Origin of the sequence: Streptomyces sp. NPDC016459, from assembly GCF_040632845.1 — a bacterium.
In the GTDB taxonomy this organism is placed as follows: domain Bacteria; phylum Actinomycetota; class Actinomycetes; order Streptomycetales; family Streptomycetaceae; genus Streptomyces.
Genome location: NZ_JBEYCR010000002.1, coordinates 643,197 through 668,421, shown reverse-complemented (window position 1 = coordinate 668,421; position 25,225 = coordinate 643,197). Strand labels below are relative to the sequence as shown.

The window sequence follows — 25,225 nt, the reverse complement described above, 5'->3', positions numbered from 1 at the left end:
AACCCGACCGTGTCCCTTCCCCTGGTCTCCGTCATCGTCCCCAACTACAACTACGGCCGCTCGATCGGCCTCTGCGTCGAGGCCGCCCTCGCCCAGACGTACCCGAACATCGAGGTCCTCGTCGTCGACGACTGCTCCACCGACGACTCCGCCGCCGTCGCGGCGGCGGCCGGCGCCCGGATCGTGTCCACCGGCGTCAACAGCGGGGTCGCGGTCGCCCGCAACCTCGGCGCCGAACTGTCCTCGGGCGAGATCCTGGTCTTCCTCGACTCCGACGTGGCCATGCACCCGGACGCCGTCGCGAAGTCGGTCGAGCTGCTCGGATCCGGACAGGGGTACGGAGCGATCTGCGGCACCTACGAACCGGAACCGCTGATCCGGGACAGCCTGATCGAGGAGTACCGCTCGCTCCAGCAGTACTACCTGCTGCTGAGGTCCGAAGGAGTCATCGACACCGTCCACACCGCGATCCTGGCGATCCCGCGGCGGGTCTTCGACGAGGTGGGGCCGTTCAACCCGATCCTGCGGCACACCGAGGACCAGGACTACGGGCGGCGCATCTCGGAGCGGTACACGGTCCTCAGCTCCCTGGAGGTCCTCGGCCGGCACGACCACGACGACACCGTACGGATCGTCCTCGGCAAGGTCTTCGCCCGCGCGCGGCTCGCCGTACCGCTCATCCTGAGCCGCCGGGCGCTCCAGGGCGGCTTCGTCACCGGTCCACGGGCGGGAGCGAGCCTCGCCGCACCGCTGACGGTGGCCGCGCTCGCAGCGCCGCCGCTGTGGGGCGTGGGATGGGCGCTGCTGCCGCTCGCCCTGTTCGGGCTGGGCGTGTGGGGCGACCTGGACATGTACCGGGTGGTGCGGCGGCATCGGGGGCGCGCCTTCCTCGGGTACTTCGTGGCCGTCAACTTCCTGGTGAACCTGACGGTGTGCGCGGCGATCGGGGTGGCGGGCGCGCAGTGGCTGTGCTCGAAGCGGTTCCGGCACCTGTACGACCCGCAGCCGCGCCCCGACCTCCCGCGCCTGGCGACGGAGGCGTCCCGTGGCTGACACGCTCACGCCGGCACCCGTACGCGAGACCGGGCCGCCGACCGCTCCCTCCTCCCCCCGGCGGCGGCGCGACCGGCTCGTCCTCGGCGCGGCCCTGGCCTGGCCGGTGCTGCTGCTCGTGGAGTGGGCGGCGGACGGCCGGATCTGGCTCGGGCACCTGGTGGGCATCGTCCCGCCGGCCGCCTTCGTCCTGGTCCCCCTGCTGCTCGCGGCCCTCGCCGCCCTCGCCAGGGGCGCCGCCCGGTGGCGGAGCCTGGCGGCCGCCGCGCTGGCGCTCGTCATGGGCTTCGGGCAGTCGGGCTTCGACCCGGCGGCGCTGTGGCGGGCGGAGCCGAGGCCGGGCCCGGACTCCGTGCGGGTCTTCGCCTGGAACACCAACTCGTGGAACCAGCTCCTCGGCACGCAGGACCACTTCTACGCCTTCCTGAAGGCGAAGGACGCGGACGTCTACCTGCTGCACGAGTACCAGCACGTGACCGACGACCGGAAGGGCCGGCTGCCCGTCGACGACCTGGCGCGGCTGCGCCGGGAGTTCCCCGGCCACCAGGTCGCGGTCCGGGGCGAGCTGGTGACGCTCTCCCGCTTCCCGATCGTGCGGCAGCCGGCCGTCGGCCCGGCCGGGGACCTGCCGTCCGGCGCGGACTGGGCGGCGGAGTACCGGGCGAACAAGGTGCTGCGGACGGACGTGCTGGTCAGGGGCCGGGCGGTGTCCTTCTACAACGTGCACATGCCGGTGTGGAACAGCATGCCGGACGGGCTCCTGTCCGCCGCCTTCTACCGCCACATGCGGGAGCGGTTCGCCCCCCGCAAGGCCCAGTACGCGGGCCTGGAGGCCGACCTGGCGGCCAACCGCAACCCGGTGGTGGTGGCCGGCGACTTCAACGCGACGGCGGCGATGTCCGACCTCGACCCGCTGCGGGAGCGTCTCGACGACGCGGCGGACGTGAGCACCGACCCGTACCCCACGAGCTGGGAGGAGGGCGGGTGGAAGCCCTTCTGGCGGACCGACTGGGCGTTCACCGGGAACGGGGCGAAGGCCGAGCGGTACGTGTTCGGCGAGCCGGAGAAGCTGTCCGACCACGCGGTGCAGGACCTGTGGGTGTCCCTGCCGGGGAACGGGTGAGGACGTGGTGCTGTCCTGCGCCCTGGTCTGGGCGGGATTCCTCGGCCTGCACCTCGCGCTCAACGGGCGGTGGTGGCCCTGGCTCGCGGTCTCCCTGATCCCGCCGGTGACCTTCGCCGCCGTGCCGCTGGCCGTGCTCGCCTGCGCCGCCGCCACCGGCGGGTGGGGGGCGGCGGCGCTCGCCGCCGGCTGCCTGGTCGCGGGCTGGTCGCAGAACGGGGTCAACGCGCGGGCGCTCCTCCCCCGCGCCGACCGCGCAGACCGCGCAGACCGCGCAGACCGCGCAGACCGCGCAGACCGCGGAGACCGCACCGACCACAGCGGCCGCACCGGCCGGTCCCGTGCGGGGGACGGCGAGCCTCGGCTGGTGTCCTGGAACACCCAGCACTGGAACCAGGGCGGCGACCCGGACCGCTTCCACGCCTTCCTGCGCGGGCTCACGGCCGACGTCTACGTCCTCCAGGAGTACCTGAACGGCTTCGAGGGCGGCGAGGTCTGGGACATCGACGACGAGGAGCGGCTGCGGGCCTCGTTCCCCGGCCACCACCTGGCCGTCGGCAACAACTCGGTGACGCTGTCCCGGTTCCCGCCCGCCGGGCCGCCCACGCCGGTCGGCGCCTGCTCGCTCCGGGTGGACCTGCGGATCGGCGACGGGATCCTGTCCACGTACAACGTGCACATCCCCGTGCAGCTGACAGTGATGAACCCGCTGCGTCCTGCCTTCCTCCGGGACATGCGGCGCCGGGCCGCCGCCCGCGACCGGGAGTACGCGGCGCTCGTCGCCGACCTTCGGGGCAACCCGCACCCGGTCGTGGTCACCGGTGACTTCAACACCAGCGCGGCCATCGGGGACATCCGCCGGATGCCCGCATCGCTGCGGGACGCGATCGGGGCCTGCCGCTCGGTCCTCCCCGCCAGCTGGAACGCCCGCGCCCGGCTGCGGCTGTGGCGGATCGACTGGGCGTTCACCGGCGGCGGCGCCCGGGTCGGCTCGTACCGCTTCCGGGACGCGGAGGGCCTCTCGGACCACCTGGTCCAGGAGCTGACCCTGACCGTGCCCCACGAGAACCACCGACGAGAGAAAGGCATCACCTGATGGAGTACACGCGACTGGGCGGCCCCGAGGGACCGCGCGTCAGCACGCTGTGCCTGGGCACCCTGCCGTTCGGCACCCGGATCGACGAGGCCGCCGCCTTCGCCGTCCTCGACCGCTTCCACGAGGCCGGCGGCACCTTCGTCGACACCGCCAACACCTACGCCTTCTGGGAGCCGGGGGCGACCGGCGCCGAGAGCGAGCTGCTCATCGGCCGCTGGCTGCGCAGCCGGGGCGTACGGGACGAGATGGTGATCGCCACGAAGGTCGGCGCGCTGCCGGACCCGCCGGGCTCGGCCTGGCCGGAGTGCGCGGAGGGCCTCTCGGCCCCGGTGCTGCGCCGCCAGGTGGAGGAGAGCCTGAGGAACCTGGGCACGGACCGGATCGATCTCTACTACGCGCACATCGACGACCGGGCGACCCCGGTCGCGGAGACGATGGGTGCCTTCGGCGAGCTGGAGGACGCGGGCAAGATCGGCCGGGCCGGCTGCTCCAACTTCGCCGCCTGGCGGATCGAGGAGGCGCGGGGCGCGGCGGTCGCCGCGGGGGTGCCGGACTACGCGGCCGTGCAGCAGCGCTACACCTATCTGCGGCCGCGTCCTGGCGCGGAGTTCGGGGTGAACCCGCACGCCTCGGACGAGCTGCTCGACTATCTGGGGACCCGGCCGGAGCTGACGTTCACGGCGTACACGACCCAGCTGACGGGGGCGTACACCGATCCGGGCAAGGAGGTGCCGGAGCAGTACCGGCACGCGGGCTCCGAGCGGCGCCTCAAGGTGCTCGCGGAGGTCGCGGCGGAGCTGGGGGTGACCGCGAACCAGGTGGTCCTGGCCTGGGCCCTCGGCGGCGAGCTGCCGGTCCTGCCGGTGATCGGGGCGAGTTCGCCGGCGCAGCTGGACGAGTCGCTGGGCGCGGTGGGGCTGCGGCTCGACGCGGAGCTGAGGAAGCGGCTCGACGGTGTCGACTGAACGGGCTGCCGCCGTGACGTCGTTCGCGCTCCGGCACCGGGCGGCCGTCGTCGTGGTGTGGTCGCTCGTGCTGCTGCTCGGCGGTGCGGCGGCGGTCGCGGGCCTCGGCCGGCTCGACCAGTCCTTCACCGCCTCCGGCGGGCCGGGCCACCGCGCGAACCAGGCGATCCAGGAGCGGTACGGGAACGGGGCGGCCGTCGCCCCGCTGGTCGCCGTCGTCACCTGGCCGGCGGGGACGGACGTACGGGCCCCGGCCACGGCGGCGCGGGTCGCCTCCGCCGTCGGGCGGGCGGCGGGCCCGGGAGCGCGGACGGTGTCGTACGCGGGCACGGGCGACGAGGGGTTCGTCGGGGCGGACGGCAGGACCGTGTACGCGCTGGTGTACCCGGGCGCCGGGAAGCCGGACCTGGCGGGGCTCACGGCAGTCGAGGAGGCGGCGGGCACCCTGCGTACCGGAGTGCGATCGGCCCTCCCCGAGGCCCGGGTCGAGGTGACGGGTGTGCTGCCGCTCCAGCACGACAGCGCGGTGGCGGGGCCGGGGGCGTGGGCCCTCGCGGCGAAGGCGGCCTGTGCGCTGGGGCTGATCGCCCTCCTCGTCCTGGCGTTCCGCTCGCCGGTCGGGGCCCTGGCCCCGCTGCTGCTCGCCGCGGTGACGTCGGTGGCGGCGCTGGTCCTGGTGGAGGCGGTCGCCGGGTTCACCGAGATCAGCTTCGTCGTGGTGTACCTGGTGCCGGTCACGGCGCTGGTGCTCGCGGTGCACCGCTGGGCGCAGCCGCCGGGGACCACGGCCCGGTCCGCGGTGGCGGGCGGTGCGGTGGGGGCGGCGGCCTGTGCGGTCCTCGCGCTCTTCCCGGCCGCTTTCCTGCGCTCGGTCGGGATCGCGGGCCTCGCGGTGTGCGCGGTGGGCACGGTGGCGGCCCTGACCCTGGCGCCGGTCCTCCGCTCGAAGACGCCACGGATCGACGCGCCACGGCCCGGCCGGCGCTCCCGTGCCGTCCCCGCCGCGCTCGGTCTGACGCTCCTCGTCCTGCTGACCGGCGCGGCCACGCAGCTGAGGGTGGGCAATCCGGAGGCCCGTGCCCTGGTGGCGAACGGTCCCGCCCGGGACGGTCTGGACCTGCTCGCGGCGGCCGGGGTGCCGACGGGGACGCTGAACCCCCTGGAGGTCCTCGTGCCCGAGGGCGTGGACGCGAAGGCGGTGGCCGCGCGGGCGGCCCGGGTGCCGGGGGTGCTGCTGGCGGCGGCGCCGGCGGACGCCGGGTGGCACCGCGCCGGGTCGGCGGTGGTCGTGGTCGTACCGGAGGAGGAACCGATGACGGCGGCGGGCGCCACGACGGTGACGGCCCTGCGGTCGGCACTCGCGGGCGCGGGACCCGACGGCGCGGGTACGGGCGCGGGACCCGACGGCGCGGGTACGGGCGCGGGACCCGACGGCGCAGGTACGGGCGCGGGACCCGACGGCGCAGGTACGGGTGCGGGACCCGGCGGCACGGGTGCGGGAGCGGGACCCGGCGGCACGGGTACGGCTGCCGGTCTGGGAACCGCCGGTACGGGCGCGGGCGGTCCCGTCCTCGTCGGCGGTTCGGGTGTGGTGGACCGCGACCTCGTGGACGGGGTGTACGGGCTCCTGCCGTACGCGGTCCCGGCCGCGGCCCTGGCGGCGTTCGGCGTGCTCGTGGCCTTCACCGCGGCGGGCGCGGCCGCCCGCGCCGCGGCCGGCGCCCTGCTCGCCGCCACCGCCTCGGCGGGCGCCCTCACCGTCCTGTGGCAGTGGGGTCCCGCGGACACCGGCGCGGTGACGGGCTGGGTCCCCCTCGTCGTGGGCGTGTTCGCCTTCTGCGTCTCCGTCGACCGGGCGGTGGCCTCGACGGCGGGCGGTCCGCCGTGGGCCGGTCCGGTGGCGGCGGGTGCGGGCGCGCTCGCGGTGCTCGCCGTCGGGATCGGTCCGCAGGTCGAACTGGCGCTGCTCGTCTCGGGGTTCGCGATGGCTGCGACGCTGGACGCGCTGGCCGGCCGACGGCTCACCGTACCGGGGTCCGGACCGACGTCCGGACCGGCCGCCGTACCCCGGAGTTCACCCCAATTGGTCTAGACCTAGACAGTGTCCCGCGCTTAGCATCGACGACCGCGATCACCAACGCGATCGATCGTGCGACGGAACGTGACGACGGGGGAGATAACGGATGTTGGAGGCGCTCGGCATAAAGGAGTCGACGGAGGCCGTCTACCGCCTGCTCCTGGAGCGACCCGAGTACGACGTGACGGAGATGGCGGCCCACCTCGGCCGCTCCGAACCAGAGGTCCGCGAGGCGCTCGCCTGCCTCGCGGACCTCAAGCTCGTCCTCATGGACGACTCCTCGGGCGAGGTCGAGCCCTTCAACCCGGACGTCGGATTCTCCTTCCTGCTGTCCCGCGCCGAAGCCGAACTGAGCAAACGAAAACGCCAGGTCGAGCAGGCCGGCCGGGCCGTGGCCGGCATCCTCGCCTCGTACGCCGACCACTCCGAACCGGGCGTCCGGCACGACCTCGTGGACCGCATCACCGGCCTCGACAACGTCCGCGAACGGCTTGAGGACCTGGCCGCGAACGCCCGCACCGAATGCCTCTCGCTCCTTCCGGGCGGGGCGCAGCTCCCCGACACGATGGACGCGAGCCAGCCGCTCGACCAACTGGCCCTGGAACGCGGCGTGCGGATCCGGTCGATCTACCAGGAGAGCTTCCGCAACGACCCGCCGACCGTCGAGTACGTCCGCTGGTACTGCGAACTCGGCGGCGAGGCCCGGACCGTGCCCGTGGTCCCGATGCTCATGGTGATCGTCGACCGCGAGGCCGCGCTCGTCCCCGTCGACCCGGAGGACGGGCGCGCGGGCGCCCTCGAAGTCCGCAGCCCCGGGCTCGTGCACGCGCTCGTGGTGCTCTTCGACCGCCTGTGGGACACCGGAACCCCGTTCGGCGAGACCCCGCGCCGGGACGCGCACGACCTCTCCCCGCAGGAGCGGGAGTTGCTCATGCTCCTCGGCATCGGCTGCACGGACGACATCGCCGCCCGGCGGCTCGGGATCTCCCTGCGGACCGTGCGCCGGATGAGTTCGGAGCTGATGAACCGGCTCGGCGCGCGCAGCCGATTCGAGGCGGGCGTACGGGCCGCCAAGGAGGGCTGGCTCTGACCCGGCGACCCCGACGGCCCCATGAATCACTTCCGTTATGCGGACAGGGGTTCCATGGAGCGTGGCCGTCCCCTAGATTTCCCCACCATTAACGAGGTGATCAGCGAGGGGACGGGAATCGCCATGTCAGACACGCCAGATACGACACAAGGGAAACAACCCACCATCACACCCATGCGGGTGGTGATCGGACTCTGTCTGTTCGCCCCGTTCGTGGCGATGCTCTGGGTGAGCTCCTACGCGAAGACCGAACCGCTCTTCGCCGGCATCCCGTTCTTCTACTGGTACCAGATGCTCTGGGTGCTGGTCTCCACCGTGCTCACCATGGTCGCCTACAAGCTGTGGCAGATCGACCAGCGCGGCCGCAAGGGTGGTGACGCGCGATGAAGGACGGCGTGAACGGCGTCGCACTCGCCGTCTTCATCTTCTTCTTCCTGGCCGTCACGGTCATGGGCTTCCTCGCCTCGCGCTGGCGCAGGGCGGAGAACGAGAACAGCCTCGACGAATGGGGCCTGGGCGGCCGGTCGTTCGGCACCTGGGTGACCTGGTTCCTGCTCGGCGGCGACCTCTACACCGCGTACACCTTCGTCGCCGTCCCGGCGGCCATCTACGCGGCGGGCGCGGCCGGCTTCTTCGCCGTGCCGTACACGATCCTGGTCTACCCGCTGATCTTCACCTTCCTGCCGCGCCTCTGGTCGGTCTCGCACAAGCACGGCTACGTCACCACCTCGGACTTCGTACGCGGCCGCTACGGCTCCAAGGGCCTGTCCCTCGCGGTGGCGGTCACCGGCATCCTCGCCACCATGCCGTACATCGCGCTCCAGCTCGTCGGCATCCAGGCCGTCCTGGACGTGATGGGCGTCGGCGGCGGCGAGACCACCCACTGGTTCATCAAGGACCTGCCGCTGCTCATCGCCTTCGGTGTCCTCGCGGCGTACACGTACTCCTCGGGCCTGCGGGCGCCCGCGCTCATCGCCTTCGTCAAGGACACCCTGATCTACATCGTCATCGCGGTGGCGATCATCTACATCCCGATCAAGCTGGGCGGCTTCGACGAGATCTTCGCCAAGGCCGGCGAGGCCTACGCGCAGACCAACCCGGCGACGGACAAGCCGCGCGGGTCGCTCGTCCCCGGCGAGGCCGGCCAGTGGACGTACGCGACGCTCGCGCTCGGCTCGGCGCTCGCCCTGTTCATGTACCCGCACTCCATCACGGCGACGCTGTCGTCCCGGAGCCGTGAGGTCATCCGCCGCAACACCACGATCCTGCCGCTGTACTCGCTGATGCTGGGCCTGCTCGCGCTGCTCGGCTTCATGGCGATCGCCGCCGGCATCCAGGTGAAGAACGGGCAGCTCGCCATCCCGCAGCTGTTCGAGACGATGTTCCCCGACTGGTTCGCGGGCGTCGCGTTCGCCGCGATCGGCATCGGCGCGCTCGTCCCGGCCGCGATCATGTCGATCGCCGCGGCCAACCTCTTCACGAGGAACATCTACAAGGACTTCATCAAGAAGGACGCGACCCCGGCGCAGGAGACCAAGGTCTCCAAGATCGTTTCGCTCCTCGTGAAGGTCGGCGCGCTCGCCTTCGTCCTCACCATGGACAAGACGGTCGCGATCAACTTCCAGCTGCTCGGCGGCATCTGGATCCTGCAGACCTTCCCGGCCCTCGTCGGCGGCCTCTTCACCCGCTGGTTCCATCGCTGGGCGCTGCTCGCCGGCTGGGCCGTCGGCATGCTCTACGGCACGGTCGCCGCGTACGGGGTCGCCAGCCCGACCCAGAAGCACTTCGGCGGCTCCTCCGCCGAGATCCCGGGGATCGGCGAGATCGGCTACATCGGTCTCACCGCCTTCGTCCTCAACCTCCTCGTCACGGTCGTCCTCACCTTCGTCCTCAAGGCCGTCAAGGCCCCCGAGGGCATCGACGAGACCTCCCCCTCGGACTACACGGCCGACGCCGGTGACGCCGGCGTGCAGACCGACATGCCGAAGCTCGCCGCCGAGACGCGCTGACCCCACACACCGGCCCACGCACGGCCGCACGCGAAGGGCCCGGGATCTCCACCAGGAATCCCGGGCCCCTTCTCGTCCCCGGGAAGGCACACTGCCCTCATGGACTTCACCATCAGGGCGGTACGGCTGGAGGAGTACGAGGCGCTCGGAGAACTCACCGCGGGCACCTACTTGAACGACGGGCTGCTGCAGCACGGGGCGGAGGACTTCTACCTGGAGGTCCTGCGGGACACCGCCCGGCGGGCGCGCGAGAGCGAGGTGCTCGTCGCCGAGGACGCCGAGGGGACGCTCCTCGGCGGGGTGACCTTCGCCACCGGCGACACCCCCTGGGCGGACATCGCGGTCGCGGGCGAGGCCGAGTTCCGGATGCTCGCCGTCGCCCGTGAGGCCCGCGGCCGGGGCGTCGGAGAGGCCCTCGTACGGGCCTGCGTCGACCGCGCCCGGGCCCTGCCGGGGAGCGAGCGGATCGTGCTCTCCACGGACGTGCGGATGCTCTCCGCGCACCGGATCTACGAGCGCCTGGGCTTCGTCCGCACCCCCCACCGGGACTGGGAACCGACCCCCGGCCTTCTGCTGCTCACCTACGCCCTGGAGTTCTGAAGCCGGGCGGCGACACAACATGTGGGGGGTGCGATGAGTGGAGCCCCCCACATGTATGCTCGTGCTCGCTGTCGACGCAGGGGAATCCGGCGCGAATCCGGAACTGTCCCGCAACGGTGTGCTTCGTACGAATGCATCACATTCGTACGAGGTGAGTCCGAGGACCTGCCGGCAGCGCACCCGGTCCGTCCGTTCCGGGTGCCACTGACGTCCGGGCCTCGCGGAGTGGGCCGGTGGAAGCGTCGCGTCCGGCGTTACGGACGCCCGCGTGCCCGCCTTCCCCCGCCGCGGCCCCGAGCCGAGCGAGGGAGAGCCCCCACGTGACCATCGCGCCCGCCGATCCGGCGTCCGCCGAGGCTTCCGCGGTCGAGAGCGACGGCCCCGGGACCGTGCTGCTGCGGACCCTGACCGACCTCACCGCCGATCTCCCCGACACCGACCCCGGCAAGGTCGCCGCCGCCGCGCTCCGCGGCCGCAACGCCACGTCGGACGAGGCGGAGCTGCGCGAGCTGGCCACCGAGGCGGCCGCGGGCCTGATCGCGGAGGACCCGGCGTACTCCCGGCTCGCCGCCCGGCTCCTCACGGTCACCATCGCCGACGAGGCGGCCGGCCAGGGCGCCTTCTCCTTCTCCGCCTCCGTCGCCGTCGGTCACCGCGAGGGCCTGATCGCCGACCGCACCGCCGAGTTCGTCGCCCAGCACGCGGCCCGCCTGGACGCGACGATCGACCAGGCCGCCGACGACCGCTTCGGCTACTTCGGTCTGCGCACCCTCTACTCGCGCTACCTGCTGCGCCACCCGATCACCCGCCAGGTCGTCGAGACCCCGCAGCACTTCATGCTGCGCGTTGCCTGCGGCCTCGCGGAGGACGACAGCACCCGGGCCCTGGACGAGGTCACCGCGCTCTACGGCCTGATGAGCCGCCTGGACTACCTGCCGTCCTCCCCCACGCTCTTCAACTCCGGCACCCGCCACCCGCAGATGTCCTCCTGCTACCTGCTCGACTCCCCGCTGGACGAGCTGGACTCCATCTACGACCGCTACCACCAGGTGGCGCGCCTCTCGAAGCACGCGGGCGGCATCGGTCTCTCGTACTCCCGCATCCGGGCCCGCGGTTCGCTGATCCGGGGCACCAACGGGCACTCCAACGGCATCGTGCCGTTCCTGAAGACCCTCGACGCCTCCGTCGCCGCCGTGAACCAGGGCGGCCGCCGCAAGGGCGCCGCCGCCGTCTACCTGGAGACCTGGCACGCGGACATCGAGGAGTTCCTGGAGCTCCGTGACAACACGGGCGAGGACCAGCGCCGCACGCACAACCTGAACCTGGCGCACTGGATCCCGGACGAGTTCATGCGCCGCGTCAACGCCGACGCCGACTGGTCACTGTTCTCCCCCGCCGACGTGCCCGAGCTGGTCGACCTGTGGGGCGAGGAGTTCGACGCCGCCTACCGCGCGGCCGAGGCGGCGGGCCTGGCCCGCAAGACGATGCCGGCCCGCGACCTGTACGGCCGGATGATGCGGACCCTGGCCCAGACCGGCAACGGCTGGATGACCTTCAAGGACGCCTCGAACCGTACGGCCAACCAGACCGCCGAGCCCGGCCACACCGTCCACTCCTCGAACCTCTGCACGGAGATCCTGGAGGTCACCGACGACGGCGAGACGGCCGTCTGCAACCTGGGCTCGGTCAACCTCGGCGCGTTCGTGGACACCACCGCCCGGGACATCGACTGGGAGCGCCTCGACGCCACCGTCCGCACGGCCGTCACCTTCCTCGACCGCGTCGTCGACATCAACTTCTACCCGACCGAGCAGGCGGGCCGCTCCAACGCCCGCTGGCGGCCGGTGGGCCTGGGCGCGATGGGCCTCCAGGACGTCTTCTTCCAGCTGAAGCTGCCGTTCGACTCCGCCGAGGCGCGCGCGCTCTCCACCCGGATCGCCGAGCGGATCATGCTCGCCGCGTACGAGGCCTCCACCGACCTCGCCGAGCGCAACGGCCCGGTCCCCGCCTGGGACAAGACCCGCACCGCCCGCGGTGTCCTGCACCCGGACCACTACGACGTGGAGCTGAACTGGCCGGAGCGCTGGGCCGCGCTGCGCGAGCGGATCGCCGCGGTCGGCATGCGCAACAGCCTGCTCCTGGCGATCGCGCCGACGGCGACCATCGCCTCGATCGCGGGCGTCTACGAGTGCATCGAGCCGCAGGTCTCCAACCTCTTCAAGCGCGAGACGCTCTCCGGCGAGTTCCTCCAGGTCAACTCGTACCTGGTGGACGAGCTGAAGCGGCTCGGCGTGTGGGACGCGCAGACCCGTGAGGCACTGCGCGACGCCAACGGCTCGGTGGCCGGCTTCACCTGGGTCCCGGCCGAGGTCCGCGAGCTGTACCGCACGGCGTGGGAGATCCCGCAGCGCGGCCTGATCGACATGGCGGCCGCCCGCACCCCGTTCCTCGACCAGTCGCAGTCGCTGAACCTGTTCCTGGAGACGCCGACCATCGGCAAGCTGTCCTCGATGTACGCGTACGCCTGGAAGCAGGGCCTGAAGACGACGTACTACCTGCGCTCCCGCCCGGCGACCCGGATCGCCCGCGCGGCGCAGGCGTCGACCGTGGCCACCGCCCCCATCCCCGTACAGGCGACCCCGGAAGACGCCGTCGCCTGCTCCCTCGAAAACCCCGAGTCCTGCGAGGCCTGCCAGTGATGAGCTCCACCGAACGGAAGAACCTCCTCGACCCGGGCTTCGAGCTGACCCTCCGTCCGATGCGCTACCCGGACTTCTACGAACGCTACCGCGACGCGATCAAGAACACCTGGACCGTGGAGGAGGTCGACCTCCACTCGGACGTCGCCGACCTCGCCAAGCTCACCCCCGGTGAGCAGCACATGATCGGCCGCCTGGTCGCGTTCTTCGCGACCGGCGACTCGATCGTGTCGAACAACCTGGTCCTGACGCTCTACAAGCACATCAACTCCCCCGAGGCGCGCCTCTACCTGTCGCGCCAGCTCTTCGAGGAGGCCGTGCACGTCCAGTTCTATCTGACGCTGCTGGACACCTACCTGCCCGACCCGGACGACCGCGCCGCCGCGTTCGACGCCGTCGAGGAGATCCCCTCCATCCGCGAGAAGGCACAGTTCTGCTTCCGCTGGATGGACTCGGTCGAGAAGATCGACCGCCTGGAGACCCAGGCCGACCGGCGCCGCTTCCTGCTGAACCTGATCTGCTTCGCGGCCTGCATCGAGGGCCTGTTCTTCTACGGCGCCTTCGCGTACGTGTACTGGTTCCGCTCCCGCGGTCTGCTGCACGGCCTGGCGACGGGCACCAACTGGGTGTTCCGGGACGAGACGATGCACATGAACTTCGCCTTCGAGGTCGTGGACACCGTCCGCAAAGAGGAGCCGGAGCTGTTCGACGCGGAGCTTCAGCAGCAGGTCACGGACATGCTGAGGGAGGCCGTCGAGGCGGAGCTGCAGTTCGGTCGCGACCTGTGCGGCGACGGTCTGCCGGGCATGAACACCGAGTCGATGCGCGAGTACCTGCAGTGCGTCGCCGACCAGCGCCTGCAGCGCCTCGGCTTCGCCCCGGTGTACGGCTCGGAGAACCCGTTCGCGTTCATGGAGCTCCAGGGCGTCCAGGAGCTGACCAACTTCTTCGAGCGCCGCCCGTCCGCCTACCAGGTGGCGGTCGAGGGCTCGGTGGACCTGGACGAGGACTTCTAGGACCCGCTCGTACGAGAAGGGCCCCGCGCTCCGAGGAGTGCGGGGCCCTTTCGCGTCGGTGCGGAGCTCAGGCGTTCGGCACCGTCTCGTAGCGCGGGGTGCCCTCTTCCATCTGGCGCAGGGCGTCCTTGCGGTCGCGCTTGGAGAGGCGGTCGATGTACAGGTAGCCGTACAGGTGGTCCGTCTCGTGCTGGAGGCAGCGGGCGAAGTAGCCGGTGCCGCGCACCTTGATCGGGTTGCCCGCGGCGTCCTGGCCGTGGACCTCCGCGTAGTCGGGGCGGGCCAGCTCGGCGTAGGCGGTCGGCACGGAGAGGCAGCCCTCGTTGGACTCGTCCAGGACGCGCTGCTCGGCCGGGAGTTCCCGGAGGACGGGGTTGACGACGACACCGGTGTGGCGGACGCCCTCGTCGTCGGGGCAGTCGTAGACGAAGACCTTGAGGTCCACACCGATCTGGTTCGCGGCGAGGCCCACGCCCTCGGCGGCCTTCTGGCTGGCGAACATGTCGTCGATGAGGGACGCGAGCGAGTCGTCGAACTCGGTGACGTCCTTGCACTCCTTGTGGAGCACCGGGTTGCCGACGACGGTGATGGGGCGCGCCGTGCCGCGCTCGCGGTACGCGAGCTCGCGCGCCTCGCAGTCCTCCGTGTCCACGACGAACCCGTCGTTGGTCTGCTCGTCAGTTTCCTGCTGCGTCATGTCCGGCGCGTGCCTTCCTCGGAACCCCAGTGAACGATCCCGTACAGCCTACGGGCAGCGGTCAGCAGACCTCTTCGAGATCCCGCCACTCGCGGCTGTCCGGGCTGTCCGCCACCCAGCCGTCGAGAAGCCCGCGCACGAGTCCCGGCGGGGCCGCTATGCCGCACTCCCGCTCGGGCACCCACAGTTCGCCGGGCGAGCGGTGGCCGAGCGGCCCGGGGTGTCCCGGCTCGCTGTGGTCGTGGGGGTCGGAGTGCTCGCCCTCGCCCTCGGCGCTCGGCATCGTCGACTCGGAGCAGGCCCGGCAGAGCAGCCGTACGGAGGACGACCAGTCCTCGGCGGCGAATCCGGCCTCGGCGGCGAGCTGTTCCAGGGCGTCCCGGTCGGCCTCGGTGGCCGCCTCGAGGAGGACCACCCAGGTGGGGACGGGTGAGGGCGCCCACAGCTCGATCTCGTCGAAGACCGGGTAGGAGGGCCCCGCGGTGGTGGTCCGCTCGCCGTTCGGCACGCCGTCGTGGAGGACGACCTCGCCCCAGCGGCGGCCGGAGGACGGCAGCGGGATGGAGAGGACCTCGATCCGGGCCGGGTCGAGCCGGCGGCCCCAGACGACCTCGGCCTCGCCCTCGGGCGAGAGGCGGACGGCGGCGCTGCCCAGCTCCATCCCGACGGGCTCGCCGGTGCCGGATGCGGCGCCGGGCACCTTCAGGCCGTACGCCTGCCAGGCGCGGCGGGCCAGGGGCCAGTCCTGGAGCGCGGTGGCCGCGATGCCGACGTTCCACCAGTCGGGGGCACCGCTCTCCTTGTCGAGCAGCGCGACCGCGCGGAGCCCGGCGGCACGCGCCTGCTCCCAGTCGTGCCGGAACTTGTGGAGCAGCGCCAGGTTGAACCAGGACTCCGAGAGCCAGGGCTCCAGATCCGCCGCGCGTGTGAGGAGCGCGCCCGCGTCCTCGTACCGTCCGTCGCCGATCAGCGTGAACGCGCGGTCGGTGGCCTGCCGCCATGAGGCGGAGGGCCGATGCCGTACCTTCCCGAAGATCTTCACGATTCCCGCCTGCCGGTCGCTTCACCCTCTTGTTCGCATCCAACCATGCCCGGTCGGACGCGCGCTCATTACCCATGGGTTACCCCGTGACCGCGGAGGTCACCCCCGCGGGTCCGCCCCGTGCCAGGACTCTGGCCAGGGATTCGACGACATCCGGGTGATAGTCGCGGGCGGTGCCGAGCCGGAGCCTTTCCAGGGCTTCGAGGGCGGCGCCCGCGCTCTCGCCGCCCGCGAGGTCGTCGTAGGCGTTCACGGCCCGGACGATGCGGGCGGGCAGCGGCTGCTCGCGGTACGGGTCGGCCTGCCGTTCCACGATCACGGCGACGGCCGCGGGGACGCCGGTCCTGCGGACGACCTCGCCGCCCAGGTGGGCGATCCTGCGCTGCTCCTCGGCGGGGAGGAGTGCGGTGGCGCCGCCGTCGACCGGGTCGACGAGGGAGAGCTGGCCGATGTCGTGCATGAGCGCCGCCTGCTCCAGGACGGTCAGCTCGGCTCCGGAGAGGCCCAGCTCGCGGCCGACGGCGGTGCTGAGGGCGGCGACGCGGCGGGCGTGGCCGGGCGGGGTGCAGCCGGCGATCTCGGTGGCGCGGGCGAGGGACGCGATGGTCTGCCGGTTGACGGTGCGCACGGCCGCGTACCGCCGGAAGGAGACCTGGGCGAGGAGCAGGGGCACGGCGAGCACGGGCAGCGCCCAGAGCCCGGCGGCGGCGACGCCGAGCGCCATGACGGCGCCGGTGGCGCAGACGGCGGAGCCGATGCCGAGGAGGGCCCGCAGTTCGTCGCGGAGGAGGGGGCCGTACGGGAATCCGGTGCGGGCGCGGAGGAGGAGTGCGGCGAGCACGGCGTCGCAGAGGGCGGTCAGGACGAGCAGGAGCAGCAGGAAGAGGGCGTACGGGGGGCCGTGGCCGAGGTGCCCGACGACGGCCCCGGAGTTGTAGAGGGGCTGGAAGCAGAGCGCGGCGAAGGCGACGGTGAGGACGCGGCGGGCGAGGTGGTCGGGGCCGGCGTCCTTGCCCCGGGCGAGGTGGGGGACGATCCCGGCGAGGCCCGCGGCGACGACGACGGCGACGATCTGGAGGACGCCGTGGGTGGTGGCGGTGCCGCCGCTCGCTCCGAGGAGGGCGTAGGCGAGGGCTCCGGCGGCGGCGAGCGGTGCCGGCTCCCGTTCGTCGGGGGCGGCGCCCCGGCGGGCGAGTTCGCCGAGGGCGACGAGGGTACCGAAGGCGAGGGCGTTGCCGGGTTCGACGACCCCGTACCAGAGGGTGGAGGCGAAGCCGGCGAGGCTCAGCAGCAGGGCGGCGCCGTGGACGGCGCCGACGGTGACGGCCCCGGGCCTCATGTCCGCTCCGCCCGCCGGGTGGGGCGGGGGGCGCCGGGTTCGCGTGGCGGGGGCAGCCGGTCGGGTCCTGGGGGTGTCTCGTCGGCGGTGACGGCGGGCTGCCAGCCGTGGCGGTCCAGGGCCTGGACGAGCGCGGCGACCATCCGGGGGTCGAAGTGGCTGCCCGCGCACCGCTCCAGTTCGGCGACGGCGGTGGGGACGGGGCGGGCGCGGCTGTAGGAGCGGGTGGAGGTCATGGCGTCGAAGGCGTCGGCGACGGCGACCACGCGGGCGAACTCGGGGATGTCCTCGCCGCGCAGTCCGTACGGGTATCCGGTGCCGTCCATGCGTTCGTGGTGGTGGAGGATCGCGCCCCGTGCCTCGCCGAGGAAGCCGATGCCCCGGACCATCTCGTGTCCGTACTCCGGGTGCAGTTCGATGATCCGGCGTTCTTCCGGGGTGAGGGGACCGTCCTTGCGGAGGACGCGGGTGGGGACGCCCAGTTTGCCGACGTCGTGGAGGATGCCGGCGAACCGGACGACGTCGAGCCGGTCCTCGGCCATGCCGAGTTCACGGGCGATCAGGACGGAGGCGTGGCCGACGCGTTCGCTGTGGCCGCGGGTGTAGCGGTCCTTGATGTCGACGGCCTGGACGAGGGCGCGGATGGTGGCCTGGTGGGCGGCCCGTTCGCGGTGGTACTGGGCGAAGACCCAGCAGGAGATGTACATCGGGAGGAGCACGAAGAGGGCGGAGACGGGCCCGTAGGTGCTGCGCCAGAGGACGGCCATCATCAGTCCGGCGAGGCCGTGCACGGTGTGCGGGGCGAGTGCCCGGCCGAGGAGTCCGCGCCAGGCGGCTCGCGGGGGCACTCCGTCGGCGGTGGCGCGGATGCCGCCGTCGAGGGCGGTCAGGACGAGGCAGAAGGTGAGCGCGGCGGCGGTCGCGGGGAGCAGCGCGTACGGGAAGTCGGGGGCGTCGGGGCCGTGTCCGAGGGCGTGGGCGCCGCCGAGGGCGCCGGCGGTCTGTGCGGCGGCCCAGACGGCGAGGGCCGTGGCGGCGGCGCGCCAGGCGCGGCGGGGCGCGGCCGGGGGTGTGTCGACGCGGGTGAGGAGGCTGCCGGGGAGGGCGGCGAGCGCGGCGGCGGCGGGCGGCAGGAGCAGGGCGGCGGCGAGGAGCACGGGGAAGAAGGAGCCGGTGCCCATGGGGACGGAGCGTCCGAGCGCGCGGCCGAGGAGGGGACAGCGGCCGGGCAGCTCGCAGAGCGCGTACAGGGCGGCGAGGAGTGCGAGCGTGCCCCAGGGGGTGGACGCGTCGGGGTGGAGCGCGGGCAGGGCGCAGGCCCCGGCCGCGAGGAGGGCGCAGCCGATGTACACGCGGGCCGCCCGTGGAATGACCTTCACGCCCATCATCCCTGTCACGCTAGCGAGCGGGGCGGCCGGCGGCGGCGGTGAGGCGCGGATTAGCACCTTCGGGTGATACAAGCTGACTTACGGCGAAGGCCGCCGCGTTCGTGCCGCGACGGCCTTCGTTCCCTCTGCCGGAGGGGTCTACTCCTGCGGCGCCGGCGTCGTCGGGAGGGTCGCCGTGATCTCGTGCTCGGGCACCGGGTGCCCGGAGCGGATCAGGTCGATCCGGCCCATGACCTTGGCCCGCAGGTCGGTGGGGACGTCGTCACTGCCGCAGCAGCGCTTGACGAGCTTCTTCACCGCCTGCTCGAGACCGTACTTCTCCAGGCACGGGGAGCACTCCTCGAAGTGCACCTCGAACTTGGTGCAGTCGCTGTCGGGCATCTCTTTGTCGAGGAACTCGTAGAGGTGATCCAGGACCTCTGAGCAATCCGTCTCGTGCGGCTCTCCGCAGCTCATGAGCCCGAGCCTTTCAGATCGTTCGACGACTCTCCGGCGCCCGCGGGAACGAGCCCGCGGTCGCGGGCGTAGTCCTCGAGCATGCCGCGCAGCTGGCGGCGGCCCCGGTGCAGTCGGGACATCACCGTACCGATGGGTGTCCCCATGATGTCCGCGATCTCCTTGTACGCAAAGCCCTCGACATCCGCGAGATAGACGGCGATGCGGAACTCCTCGGGAATCGCCTGGAGCGCTTCCTTCACGTCGGAGTCCGGGAGGTGGTCGAGGGCCTGCGACTCGGCGGAGCGCAGCCCTGTCGACATGTGGGACTCGGCGCGGGCGAGCTGCCAGTCCTCGATCTCCTCGGCGGCGCTGCGCTGGGGCTCGCGCTGCTTCTTGCGGTACGAGTTGATGAAGGTGTTCGTGAGGATGCGGTACAGCCACGCCTTGAGGTTCGTGCCCTCGCGGAACTGGTGGAAGGATCCGTACGCCTTGGCGTAGGTCTCCTGCACGAGGTCCTCCGCGTCCGCGGGGTTGCGCGTCATGCGCAGCGCGGCCGAGTACATCTGGTCGAGGTAGCCGAGGGCGTCCCGCTCGAAGCGCGCGTTGCGCTCCTCGGTCGTCTCCTCGGGGCCGTCGTCGGTCCCTGTGTCGGTCCCAGTGACCGGACCCACCTCCTCCAGCGCGGCGGCGAGCCCGAGGGCGGACCCGCTCGTTTCGGAGGATAGACGAGGAACCGCTCCGCCCGCCGCCCGAATCCGGGCGCCCTTGGGGGCGGGCAGCACTGTCCAGTCGAGGTCAGCGGCCTGCGCACGCTCCGGGCAGATGGTCGAACCCATACGACGGACACCTCTTCCTTTGCTCTCACACCGACGCTCTCGACAACAGCGGTTCCCCGCTCCACATTCCCGCTACGGGCGGGGTGTTCGGCGCAGGGCGGTGATCCACGCGGCGACGCCGTCCACGAGCAGGTCCATCGCCGCGTCCTGCCCGAGGGGCGCGCGCTTGGGCACGGCGAAGCCGTGGTCGCCGTACGGGATCCCGACGAGTTCGTACGGGCCGTCCGGGTACTCCTCGGGCCGTCCGAAGGGGTCGTTGCCGCCCTGGACGACGAGCGTCGGCAGACCGGTGCCGAGGAGCTCGTCGGCGCGGGACCTCTCCGGCCTGCCCGGGGGGTGCAGCGGGAAGCTCAGGGCGAGGACGGCGAGCGCGCCGAGCTCCCGGCCGGTCCGGCAGGCGACGCGGGCGCCGGCGCTGCGGCCGCCGGCGATGACCGGGAGGCCGGGGCGGGCGAGGGCGGGCCAGAGGCCGCGCCATCCGGTGTCGAGGGTCCTGGGCGCGGGTGCCAGTTTCTTGCCGGCGACCCGCCAGGGCTGCTCGACGAGGGCGACGGTCACGCCCCGCGCGGGGAGGGCGGCGGCCAGGGCCTTCAGGTCGCGGGCCTCGATGCCGCCGCCGGCGCCGTGGCCGAGGGCGAGGACGGCCCACGGCCGCGTCCCCTCGTACCAGGTGACGCGGGCCTCACCGGCGTCGGTGGAAACGGTCTCGTTCTCTGTCACGTCGGTCACGGGCCCATCCTGCCGTCCGGCCCGGCCGGGAACGGGGCTCAGAACAGTGTGGCGATCTCCGGGCCCTCCAGCTCGTCGAGCAGCTCGGGTCCGTTGTTGCGGACGTTGCTGACGGCGGTGGCCACGGGGTAGGCCCGCATCAGGCCGCCGGGGGGCGGGGCGAGCAGTCCGCGCAGCTCCTCGGGGTCGGTGCGCGCCGGATCGAGCCAGGCGTCCCAGCGGTCCCGCGTGAGCATCAGGGGCATCCGGGGGTGGATGTCGGCGAGCGAGTGCGGGCCCTCGGCGGGGGCGACGCCCAGCGGGCCGGTCTCCGCCTCGGTGGTGATCACCGAGCAGGTCACCCACCACGCGGAGGGGTGGGCGTCGGGGAGGGTCCGGTCGCGCCAGAACTCGTAGAGGCCGGCCATCGCGAAGACCGTGCCGTCGGCCGGGGTGACGAAGTAGGGCTGCTTCCTGGGCCGCTTCTTCTTCCCCTCGACCTCCAGATCGCGCTCATCCGCGCCGGTGACCCACTCGTAGTAGCCGTCGGCGGGCAGGATGCAGCGGCGGGCCGCGAAGGCCCGCTTGAAGGAGGGCTTCTCGTCCAGGGTCTCCGCGCGCGCGTTGATCATCCGGGCGGCGCCCTCCGGGGACTTCGCCCAGGACGGGACGAGGCCCCACTTCAGTGCCCGCAGCTGGCGAACCGGATCCCGCGATTCTGTGTCTTTCAGAGGACGCTCCAGAACGGCCCAGACCTCTTTGGTGGGGGCCACGTTCCAGTCGGGGGCCAGGGTCTCCTCGGGCTCCCACTTCTCGATCCCGAAGGCGTCGACGAGGTCCTCGGGCCGCCGACTCGCTGCATACCGTCCGCACATACGTGCCAGACTGCCACGACCCCGACCCCCGGAGGAGCGGCCCGAGACATGGACCTCTTCGATCCACAGGCCGCCCCGGCCGAGTGGCTGGTGATCGCCACCGGCGTCGCCGCCCTCGCCGTCACCGTGCCCCGCCGCCTCTGGCTGCTCGCCCGCAACGCGATCACCATCGCCCACGAGGGCGGCCACGGGCTCCTGGCCCTCGCCACCGGGCGGCGCCTCGAAGCGATCCGGCTGCACTCGGACACCAGCGGACTGACCGTGAGCCGGGGCCGCCCGACCGGTGTCGGGGTGGTCCTCACCCTGGCCGCCGGCTACCCCGCGGCCCCGTTGCTCGGCCTCGGCGGTGCCGCGCTGCTCGGCACCCACCGGGTCACCCTGCTGCTGTGGATCGCGACGGCGCTGCTCCTCGCGATGCTCGTGATGGTCCGCAACGCGTACGGGATCCTCACCGTCCTCCTCACGGGGGCGACCTTCCTCCTCGTCTCCTGGCTGACCGGCCCCGACGTCCAGTCGGCCTTCGCCTACGCGGTGGTCTGGTTCCTGCTCCTCGGCGGCGTCCGGCCGGCCTTCGAGCTCCAGGCGAAACGGCGCCAGGGCGGCACGGGGGACTCGGACGCGGACCAGCTGGCGCGGCTCACCCATGTGCCCGCCGGGGTGTGGCTGGTCTTCTTCCACGCCGTCTCGATCTGCGCCCTGATCGGCGGCGGGCGCTGGCTCCTCGGCTACTGACTCCCCCGTACAGTGAGTTCCATGACCGCAGCTGCTTCCGCGCACACAGACCCGTCCACCGACCTCTGGCCCGCTCCGTACGCGCGTGGCGCCGTCGACGCGACCGTCATCGTGCCCGGCTCGAAGTCGGTCACCAACCGGGCCCTGGTCCTCGCCGCCCTGGCCTCCGAGCCCGGCTGGCTGCGGCGCCCCCTGCGCTCCCGGGACACCCTGCTGATGGCGGAGGCGCTGCGTACCCTCGGCGCCCGGATCGAGGAGGGCGTGGGCCCCGACGGGTCCGGTGAGGTCTGGCGGATCATCCCGGCGCCGCTGCGGGGTCCCGCGGCCGTCGACGTCGGCAACGCCGGTACGGTCATGCGCTTCCTGCCCCCGGTAGCGGCGCTCGCCGACGGCCCGGTGCGCTTCGACGGCGACCCCCGCTCCCACGAGCGCCCGCTGCACGGCGTGATCGACGCGCTGCGCGCGCTGGGTGCCCACATCGACGACGACGGCCGGGGCGCGCTGCCGCTGACCGTGCACGGCGGGGGCGGCCTCGATGGCGGCACGGTCGAGATCGACGCCTCCTCGTCGTCCCAGTTCGTGAGCGCCCTGCTGCTGTCCGGGGCCCGCTTCAACCAGGGCGTCGAGGTACGGCACGTGGGCACGCGGCTTCCCTCGCTGCCGCACATCCGGATGACGGTCGACATGCTGCGCGCGGTCGGCGCCCAGGTCGACGAGCCGGAGCACGGCGGTGAGCCGGACGTGTGGCGGGTGTCGCCGTCCGCGCTGCGCGGCCGGGACCTGGTCGTCGAGCCCGACCTGTCGAACGCCCAGCCGTTCCTGGCCGCCGCGCTGGTGACCGGCGGCCGGGTGACGGTCCCGGACTGGCCGGCGCGGACCACCCAGCCCGGTGACGCGCTGCGGGAGATCTTCACCGATATGGGTGGTTCCTGCGAGCTGACCGAGGCGGCTCTGACGTTCACCGGTACGGGCCGGATCCACGGCATCGACGTGGACCTCGGCGAGGTCGGCGAGCTGACCCCGGGCATCGCGGCGGTCGCCGCCCTCGCCGACTCCCCGTCGACCCTGCGCGGGGTCGCCCATCTCCGGCTGCACGAGACGGACCGGCTCGCGGCGCTCACCAAGGAGATCAACGAGCTGGGCGGCGATGTGACCGAGACCGAGGACGGTCTCCACATCCGCCCGCGCCCGCTGCACGGCGGTGTCTTCCACACGTACCACGACCACCGCATGGCGACGGCGGGCGCGATCATCGGCCTCGCGGTCGAGGGCGTGGAGATCGAGGACGTGGCGACGACGGCGAAGACCTTGCCGGACTTCCCGCGGATGTGGACCGAAATGCTCGGGGCCTGAACCATGCGGCGCTACAACAAGAACACCGACGAGGACGACATCCGCCAGCGGCCCAACCGCAAGGGCACCCGTCCCCGTACCACCATCCGGCCCAAGCACGAGGACGCCGTCGAGGGCATGGTCCTCACCGTCGACCGGGGCCGGCTCACGTGTCTGGTCGGCGACCGGTTCGTGACGGCGATGAAGGCGCGCGAGCTGGGCCGCAAGGCCGCCGTCGTCGGTGACCGGGTGGAGATCGTCGGGGACCTGTCCGGCGAGAAGGACACGCTGGCCCGGATCGTGCGGATCGGCACGCGCAGCTCGGTGCTGCGCCGGACGGCCGACGACGACGACCCGTACGAGCGGGTGGTCGTGGCCAACGCCGATCAGCTGGCGATCGTCACCGCGCTGGCCGACCCGGAGCCGCGCCCCCGGCTGATCGACCGCTGTCTGGTCGCCGCTTACGACGGCGGCCTGACCCCGCTGCTCGTCCTGACCAAGTCCGACCTGGCGTCGCCGGACACGCTCCTCGACATGTACGGCGCGCTGGGTGTGCCGTACGTGGTGACCACGCGCGACGAGTTCGTGGACGGCGTCGCGGCCGACCGGGTCCACGAGCACCTCAAGGGACGGACCACCGCCTTCGTGGGGCACTCCGGCGTCGGCAAGACGACCCTGGTCAACGCCCTGGTGCCGGCGGACCGACGGCGGGTCACCGGTGTGGTCAACGCGGTCACGGGCCGCGGCCGGCACACCACCACCTCGGCGCTCGCGCTGCCGCTGGACGACAAGGAGGGCGGCTGGGTCATCGACACCCCGGGCGTGCGCTCCTTCGGCCTGCACCACGTGGATCCGTCCCGGGTGATCCTCGCCTTCCCCGACCTCGTACCGGGTACGGAGAACTGCCCGCGCGCGTGCAGCCACGACGAGCCGGACTGCGCGCTCGACGCGTGGGCGGCCGACGGGCACGCCGATCCGGCGCGCCTGGAGTCGCTGCGGCGGCTGCTCTCGACCCGCGAGCGACGCGAGGGCGACTGAGCCGTCCGCGTTCACGGCCCACGGTGACCGGTAAGTGCATAATCGCACCGAGTGCGACGAAGCAGTCACCGACGGCGTGGGGAGGCACTTTCGATGGCGTGGCTGCTGGTGGTGGTCGCAGGCATCCTGGAGACCGGTTTCGCGGTCTGTCTGAAGCTCTCGCACGGATTCACCCGGCTCTGGCCGACGATCGCCTTCGCGACCTTCGCCCTGGGCAGCTTCGGTCTCCTCACGCTCGCGCTGCGCAAGCTCGACGTGGGTCCCGCGTACGCGGTGTGGACGGGGATCGGGGCGGCCGGGACGGCGATCTACGGCATGGTCTTCCTCGGCGACCTGGTCTCCACGCTCAAGATCGTCTCGATCACCCTGGTCATCCTCGGGGTGATCGGACTCCAGCTCTCCGGCTCCTCCCACTGACCGTCCGCCCTCCGGCCCTCCCTGGACGGGACGGCGGGCGCCACGACATGGCTGAGAGCGAGCCGGACGGCGAGTTCGCAGCCGACCGCCCACCGCTCGTCCGCGCAGGCCACGGTCGCCGCGACCAGTTCGCCCGGCGCGGGCGGCCCCTCGTCGGCGCGGCGCTGGGCGGGGACGGCCGCGGGGCGGGCGCCGGACCTGGCGGGCCGGGGCGCCGGCAGCCGTCCGTCCCAGGCGCCGGTGAGCAGGGCCCTGAGGACGGGCCGGGCGGCGGCCCTGGCCACGATCCACTCGGCGACGGCGACCAGGTTCCGCTCGGGCGGGGCGGGGACGGCGAGCAGCCGCCGTACGCCGTGGAGGTAGGTGTCGGCCTCCCGCCGCACCAGGGCGCGGGCGAGCCCCTCCTTGCTGCCGAACTCGTTGTAGAGGGTCTGGCGGGAGACCCGGGCGGCCGCGGCGATGTCCGCCATCCGCACGGCGGACCAGGGCCGGTGCGCGAGCGCGTCGAGGGCGGCGTCGAGCAGGGCCTCGCGGGCGGTCGCCATGGGCACCTCCGGGAGGGAAGGGTTGTCCGCACAGCGTCGGCAGCGGCTCACGCCCTGTCAAGGGCGCCCGTGGGCGCTTCTCCGCCCGGGGACGGCACGGAGATAGAGTG

At 72.8% G+C, this 25,225-nt stretch carries 24 protein-coding genes and 1 riboswitch; of the genes, 15 read left to right on the top strand and 9 right to left on the bottom strand.

Going from position 1 to position 25,225, the window contains the following annotated elements; genetic code table 11:
* The first annotated feature begins 9 nt into the window (after positions 1-9).
* The 11 genes from ABZ567_RS08730 (at position 10) to ABZ567_RS08680 (ending at position 13,728) form a co-directional block, all read left to right on the top strand.
* Positions 10-1,053 (top strand): glycosyltransferase, encoded by a 1,044-nt coding sequence (locus ABZ567_RS08730; protein ID WP_360786051.1) that lies wholly within the window; start codon positions 10-12, stop codon positions 1,051-1,053.
* The gene (locus tag ABZ567_RS08725) at positions 1,046-2,176 is read left to right on the top strand and encodes an endonuclease/exonuclease/phosphatase family protein (protein WP_360786049.1); all 1,131 of its coding nucleotides are present in this window, start codon (positions 1,046-1,048) and stop codon (positions 2,174-2,176) included. Before ABZ567_RS08730 ends, ABZ567_RS08725 begins: the two co-directional genes overlap by 8 nt.
* Before the next feature lie 4 nt (positions 2,177-2,180).
* A complete protein-coding gene (locus ABZ567_RS08720; protein ID WP_360786048.1) occupies positions 2,181-3,272 on the top strand; it encodes an endonuclease/exonuclease/phosphatase family protein in 1,092 nt (363 codons plus the stop codon).
* On the top strand, positions 3,272-4,237 hold the full coding sequence (locus ABZ567_RS08715; RefSeq protein ID WP_360786046.1) for an aldo/keto reductase: 966 nt from the start codon (positions 3,272-3,274) through the stop codon (positions 4,235-4,237). The genes ABZ567_RS08720 and ABZ567_RS08715 overlap by 1 nt, the downstream gene beginning before the upstream one ends.
* Positions 4,227-6,329 (top strand): MMPL family transporter, encoded by a 2,103-nt coding sequence (locus ABZ567_RS08710; RefSeq protein ID WP_360786044.1) that lies wholly within the window; start codon positions 4,227-4,229, stop codon positions 6,327-6,329. The genes ABZ567_RS08715 and ABZ567_RS08710 overlap by 11 nt, the downstream gene beginning before the upstream one ends.
* Before the next feature lie 91 nt (positions 6,330-6,420).
* A complete protein-coding gene (locus ABZ567_RS08705; protein WP_360786043.1) occupies positions 6,421-7,404 on the top strand; it encodes a LuxR C-terminal-related transcriptional regulator in 984 nt (327 codons plus the stop codon).
* Between the two features lie 123 nt (positions 7,405-7,527).
* Positions 7,528-7,791, top strand: coding sequence for a DUF3311 domain-containing protein (locus ABZ567_RS08700; RefSeq protein ID WP_360786041.1), 264 nt, complete (start codon positions 7,528-7,530; stop codon positions 7,789-7,791).
* Positions 7,788-9,413, top strand: coding sequence for a monocarboxylate uptake permease MctP (gene mctP, locus ABZ567_RS08695; protein WP_360786039.1), 1,626 nt, complete (start codon positions 7,788-7,790; stop codon positions 9,411-9,413). The genes ABZ567_RS08700 and mctP overlap by 4 nt, the downstream gene beginning before the upstream one ends.
* 99 nt (positions 9,414-9,512) lie before the next feature.
* On the top strand, positions 9,513-10,013 hold the full coding sequence (locus ABZ567_RS08690; protein WP_360786038.1) for a GNAT family N-acetyltransferase: 501 nt from the start codon (positions 9,513-9,515) through the stop codon (positions 10,011-10,013).
* A gap of 48 nt (positions 10,014-10,061) precedes the next feature.
* Positions 10,062-10,201: riboswitch (cobalamin riboswitch) on the top strand.
* 132 nt (positions 10,202-10,333) lie between these two features.
* On the top strand, positions 10,334-12,712 hold the full coding sequence (locus ABZ567_RS08685) for a ribonucleoside-diphosphate reductase subunit alpha (RefSeq protein ID WP_360786036.1): 2,379 nt from the start codon (positions 10,334-10,336) through the stop codon (positions 12,710-12,712).
* Positions 12,712-13,728, top strand: coding sequence for a ribonucleotide-diphosphate reductase subunit beta (locus ABZ567_RS08680; protein WP_360786035.1), 1,017 nt, complete (start codon positions 12,712-12,714; stop codon positions 13,726-13,728). Before ABZ567_RS08685 ends, ABZ567_RS08680 begins: the two co-directional genes overlap by 1 nt.
* A gap of 67 nt (positions 13,729-13,795) precedes the next feature.
* Here ABZ567_RS08680 and def read toward each other — a convergent pair whose 3' ends face one another.
* The 8 genes from def to ABZ567_RS08640 form a co-directional block, all read right to left on the bottom strand.
* Positions 13,796-14,425 (bottom strand): peptide deformylase, encoded by a 630-nt coding sequence (def, locus tag ABZ567_RS08675; protein ID WP_360786033.1) that lies wholly within the window; start codon positions 14,423-14,425, stop codon positions 13,796-13,798.
* A 61-nt stretch (positions 14,426-14,486) separates the two neighbouring features.
* Entirely contained in the window at positions 14,487-15,467 is a 981-nt protein-coding gene (locus tag ABZ567_RS08670; protein ID WP_360786031.1) for a hypothetical protein, read from the bottom strand.
* A gap of 79 nt (positions 15,468-15,546) precedes the next feature.
* Positions 15,547-16,806, bottom strand: a complete 1,260-nt coding sequence (locus tag ABZ567_RS08665; RefSeq protein ID WP_360786030.1) for an HD domain-containing protein — start codon at positions 16,804-16,806, stop codon at positions 15,547-15,549.
* Positions 16,803-18,185: an HD-GYP domain-containing protein gene (locus ABZ567_RS08660; RefSeq protein WP_360786028.1), complete on the bottom strand. Its 1,383-nt coding sequence runs from the start codon at positions 18,183-18,185 to the stop codon at positions 16,803-16,805. Before ABZ567_RS08660 ends, ABZ567_RS08665 begins: the two co-directional genes overlap by 4 nt.
* 147 nt (positions 18,186-18,332) lie before the next feature.
* A complete protein-coding gene (gene rsrA / locus ABZ567_RS08655; protein WP_360786026.1) occupies positions 18,333-18,650 on the bottom strand; it encodes a mycothiol system anti-sigma-R factor in 318 nt (105 codons plus the stop codon).
* Positions 18,647-19,303, bottom strand: a complete 657-nt coding sequence (locus tag ABZ567_RS08650; protein ID WP_030207302.1) for a sigma-70 family RNA polymerase sigma factor — start codon at positions 19,301-19,303, stop codon at positions 18,647-18,649. The genes rsrA and ABZ567_RS08650 overlap by 4 nt, the downstream gene beginning before the upstream one ends.
* A gap of 237 nt (positions 19,304-19,540) precedes the next feature.
* Entirely contained in the window at positions 19,541-20,197 is a 657-nt protein-coding gene (locus ABZ567_RS08645; protein ID WP_360786024.1) for an alpha/beta family hydrolase, read from the bottom strand.
* Between the two features lie 38 nt (positions 20,198-20,235).
* Positions 20,236-21,051, bottom strand: coding sequence for an SOS response-associated peptidase (locus tag ABZ567_RS08640; RefSeq protein ID WP_360786022.1), 816 nt, complete (start codon positions 21,049-21,051; stop codon positions 20,236-20,238).
* A 48-nt stretch (positions 21,052-21,099) separates the two neighbouring features.
* Between ABZ567_RS08640 and ABZ567_RS08635 the strand changes: the two genes are divergently transcribed.
* The 4 genes from ABZ567_RS08635 (at position 21,100) to ABZ567_RS08620 (ending at position 24,570) form a co-directional block, all read left to right on the top strand.
* Positions 21,100-21,783, top strand: coding sequence for a M50 family metallopeptidase (locus tag ABZ567_RS08635; protein WP_360786021.1), 684 nt, complete (start codon positions 21,100-21,102; stop codon positions 21,781-21,783).
* 21 nt (positions 21,784-21,804) lie between these two features.
* Positions 21,805-23,136: a 3-phosphoshikimate 1-carboxyvinyltransferase gene (gene aroA, locus ABZ567_RS08630; protein WP_360786019.1), complete on the top strand. Its 1,332-nt coding sequence runs from the start codon at positions 21,805-21,807 to the stop codon at positions 23,134-23,136.
* Between the two features lie 3 nt (positions 23,137-23,139).
* The gene (gene rsgA / locus ABZ567_RS08625) at positions 23,140-24,153 is read left to right on the top strand and encodes a ribosome small subunit-dependent GTPase A (RefSeq protein ID WP_360786017.1); all 1,014 of its coding nucleotides are present in this window, start codon (positions 23,140-23,142) and stop codon (positions 24,151-24,153) included.
* 93 nt (positions 24,154-24,246) lie between these two features.
* Positions 24,247-24,570, top strand: a complete 324-nt coding sequence (locus ABZ567_RS08620; RefSeq protein ID WP_360786015.1) for a multidrug efflux SMR transporter — start codon at positions 24,247-24,249, stop codon at positions 24,568-24,570.
* On the opposite strand, the gene ABZ567_RS08615 is transcribed toward ABZ567_RS08620, so the two are convergent.
* Positions 24,462-25,115: a helix-turn-helix domain-containing protein gene (locus ABZ567_RS08615; RefSeq protein WP_360786013.1), complete on the bottom strand. Its 654-nt coding sequence runs from the start codon at positions 25,113-25,115 to the stop codon at positions 24,462-24,464. The genes ABZ567_RS08620 and ABZ567_RS08615 overlap by 109 nt on opposite strands.
* Positions 25,116-25,225 lie beyond the last annotated feature (110 nt).

Excerpts from the sequence above, each read along its gene's own strand:
- ABZ567_RS08715 (WP_360786046.1), top strand. The coding sequence starts at position 3,272 with ATGGAGTACACGCGACTGGGCGGCCCCGAGGGACCGCGCGTCAGCACG.
- ABZ567_RS08705 (WP_360786043.1), top strand. The coding sequence starts at position 6,421 with ATGTTGGAGGCGCTCGGCATAAAGGAGTCGACGGAGGCCGTCTACCGC.
- ABZ567_RS08700 (WP_360786041.1), top strand. The coding sequence starts at position 7,528 with ATGTCAGACACGCCAGATACGACACAAGGGAAACAACCCACCATCACA.
- mctP (WP_360786039.1), top strand. The coding sequence starts at position 7,788 with ATGAAGGACGGCGTGAACGGCGTCGCACTCGCCGTCTTCATCTTCTTC.
- ABZ567_RS08690 (WP_360786038.1), top strand. The coding sequence starts at position 9,513 with ATGGACTTCACCATCAGGGCGGTACGGCTGGAGGAGTACGAGGCGCTC.
- ABZ567_RS08680 (WP_360786035.1), top strand. The coding sequence starts at position 12,712 with ATGAGCTCCACCGAACGGAAGAACCTCCTCGACCCGGGCTTCGAGCTG.
- def (WP_360786033.1), bottom strand. The coding sequence starts at position 14,425 with ATGACGCAGCAGGAAACTGACGAGCAGACCAACGACGGGTTCGTCGTG.
- ABZ567_RS08665 (WP_360786030.1), bottom strand. The coding sequence starts at position 16,806 with ATGAGGCCCGGGGCCGTCACCGTCGGCGCCGTCCACGGCGCCGCCCTG.
- rsrA (WP_360786026.1), bottom strand. The coding sequence starts at position 18,650 with ATGAGCTGCGGAGAGCCGCACGAGACGGATTGCTCAGAGGTCCTGGAT.
- ABZ567_RS08640 (WP_360786022.1), bottom strand. The coding sequence starts at position 21,051 with ATGTGCGGACGGTATGCAGCGAGTCGGCGGCCCGAGGACCTCGTCGAC.
- ABZ567_RS08635 (WP_360786021.1), top strand. The coding sequence starts at position 21,100 with ATGGACCTCTTCGATCCACAGGCCGCCCCGGCCGAGTGGCTGGTGATC.
- aroA (WP_360786019.1), top strand. The coding sequence starts at position 21,805 with ATGACCGCAGCTGCTTCCGCGCACACAGACCCGTCCACCGACCTCTGG.
- rsgA (WP_360786017.1), top strand. The coding sequence starts at position 23,140 with ATGCGGCGCTACAACAAGAACACCGACGAGGACGACATCCGCCAGCGG.
- ABZ567_RS08620 (WP_360786015.1), top strand. The coding sequence starts at position 24,247 with ATGGCGTGGCTGCTGGTGGTGGTCGCAGGCATCCTGGAGACCGGTTTC.
- ABZ567_RS08615 (WP_360786013.1), bottom strand. The coding sequence starts at position 25,115 with ATGGCGACCGCCCGCGAGGCCCTGCTCGACGCCGCCCTCGACGCGCTC.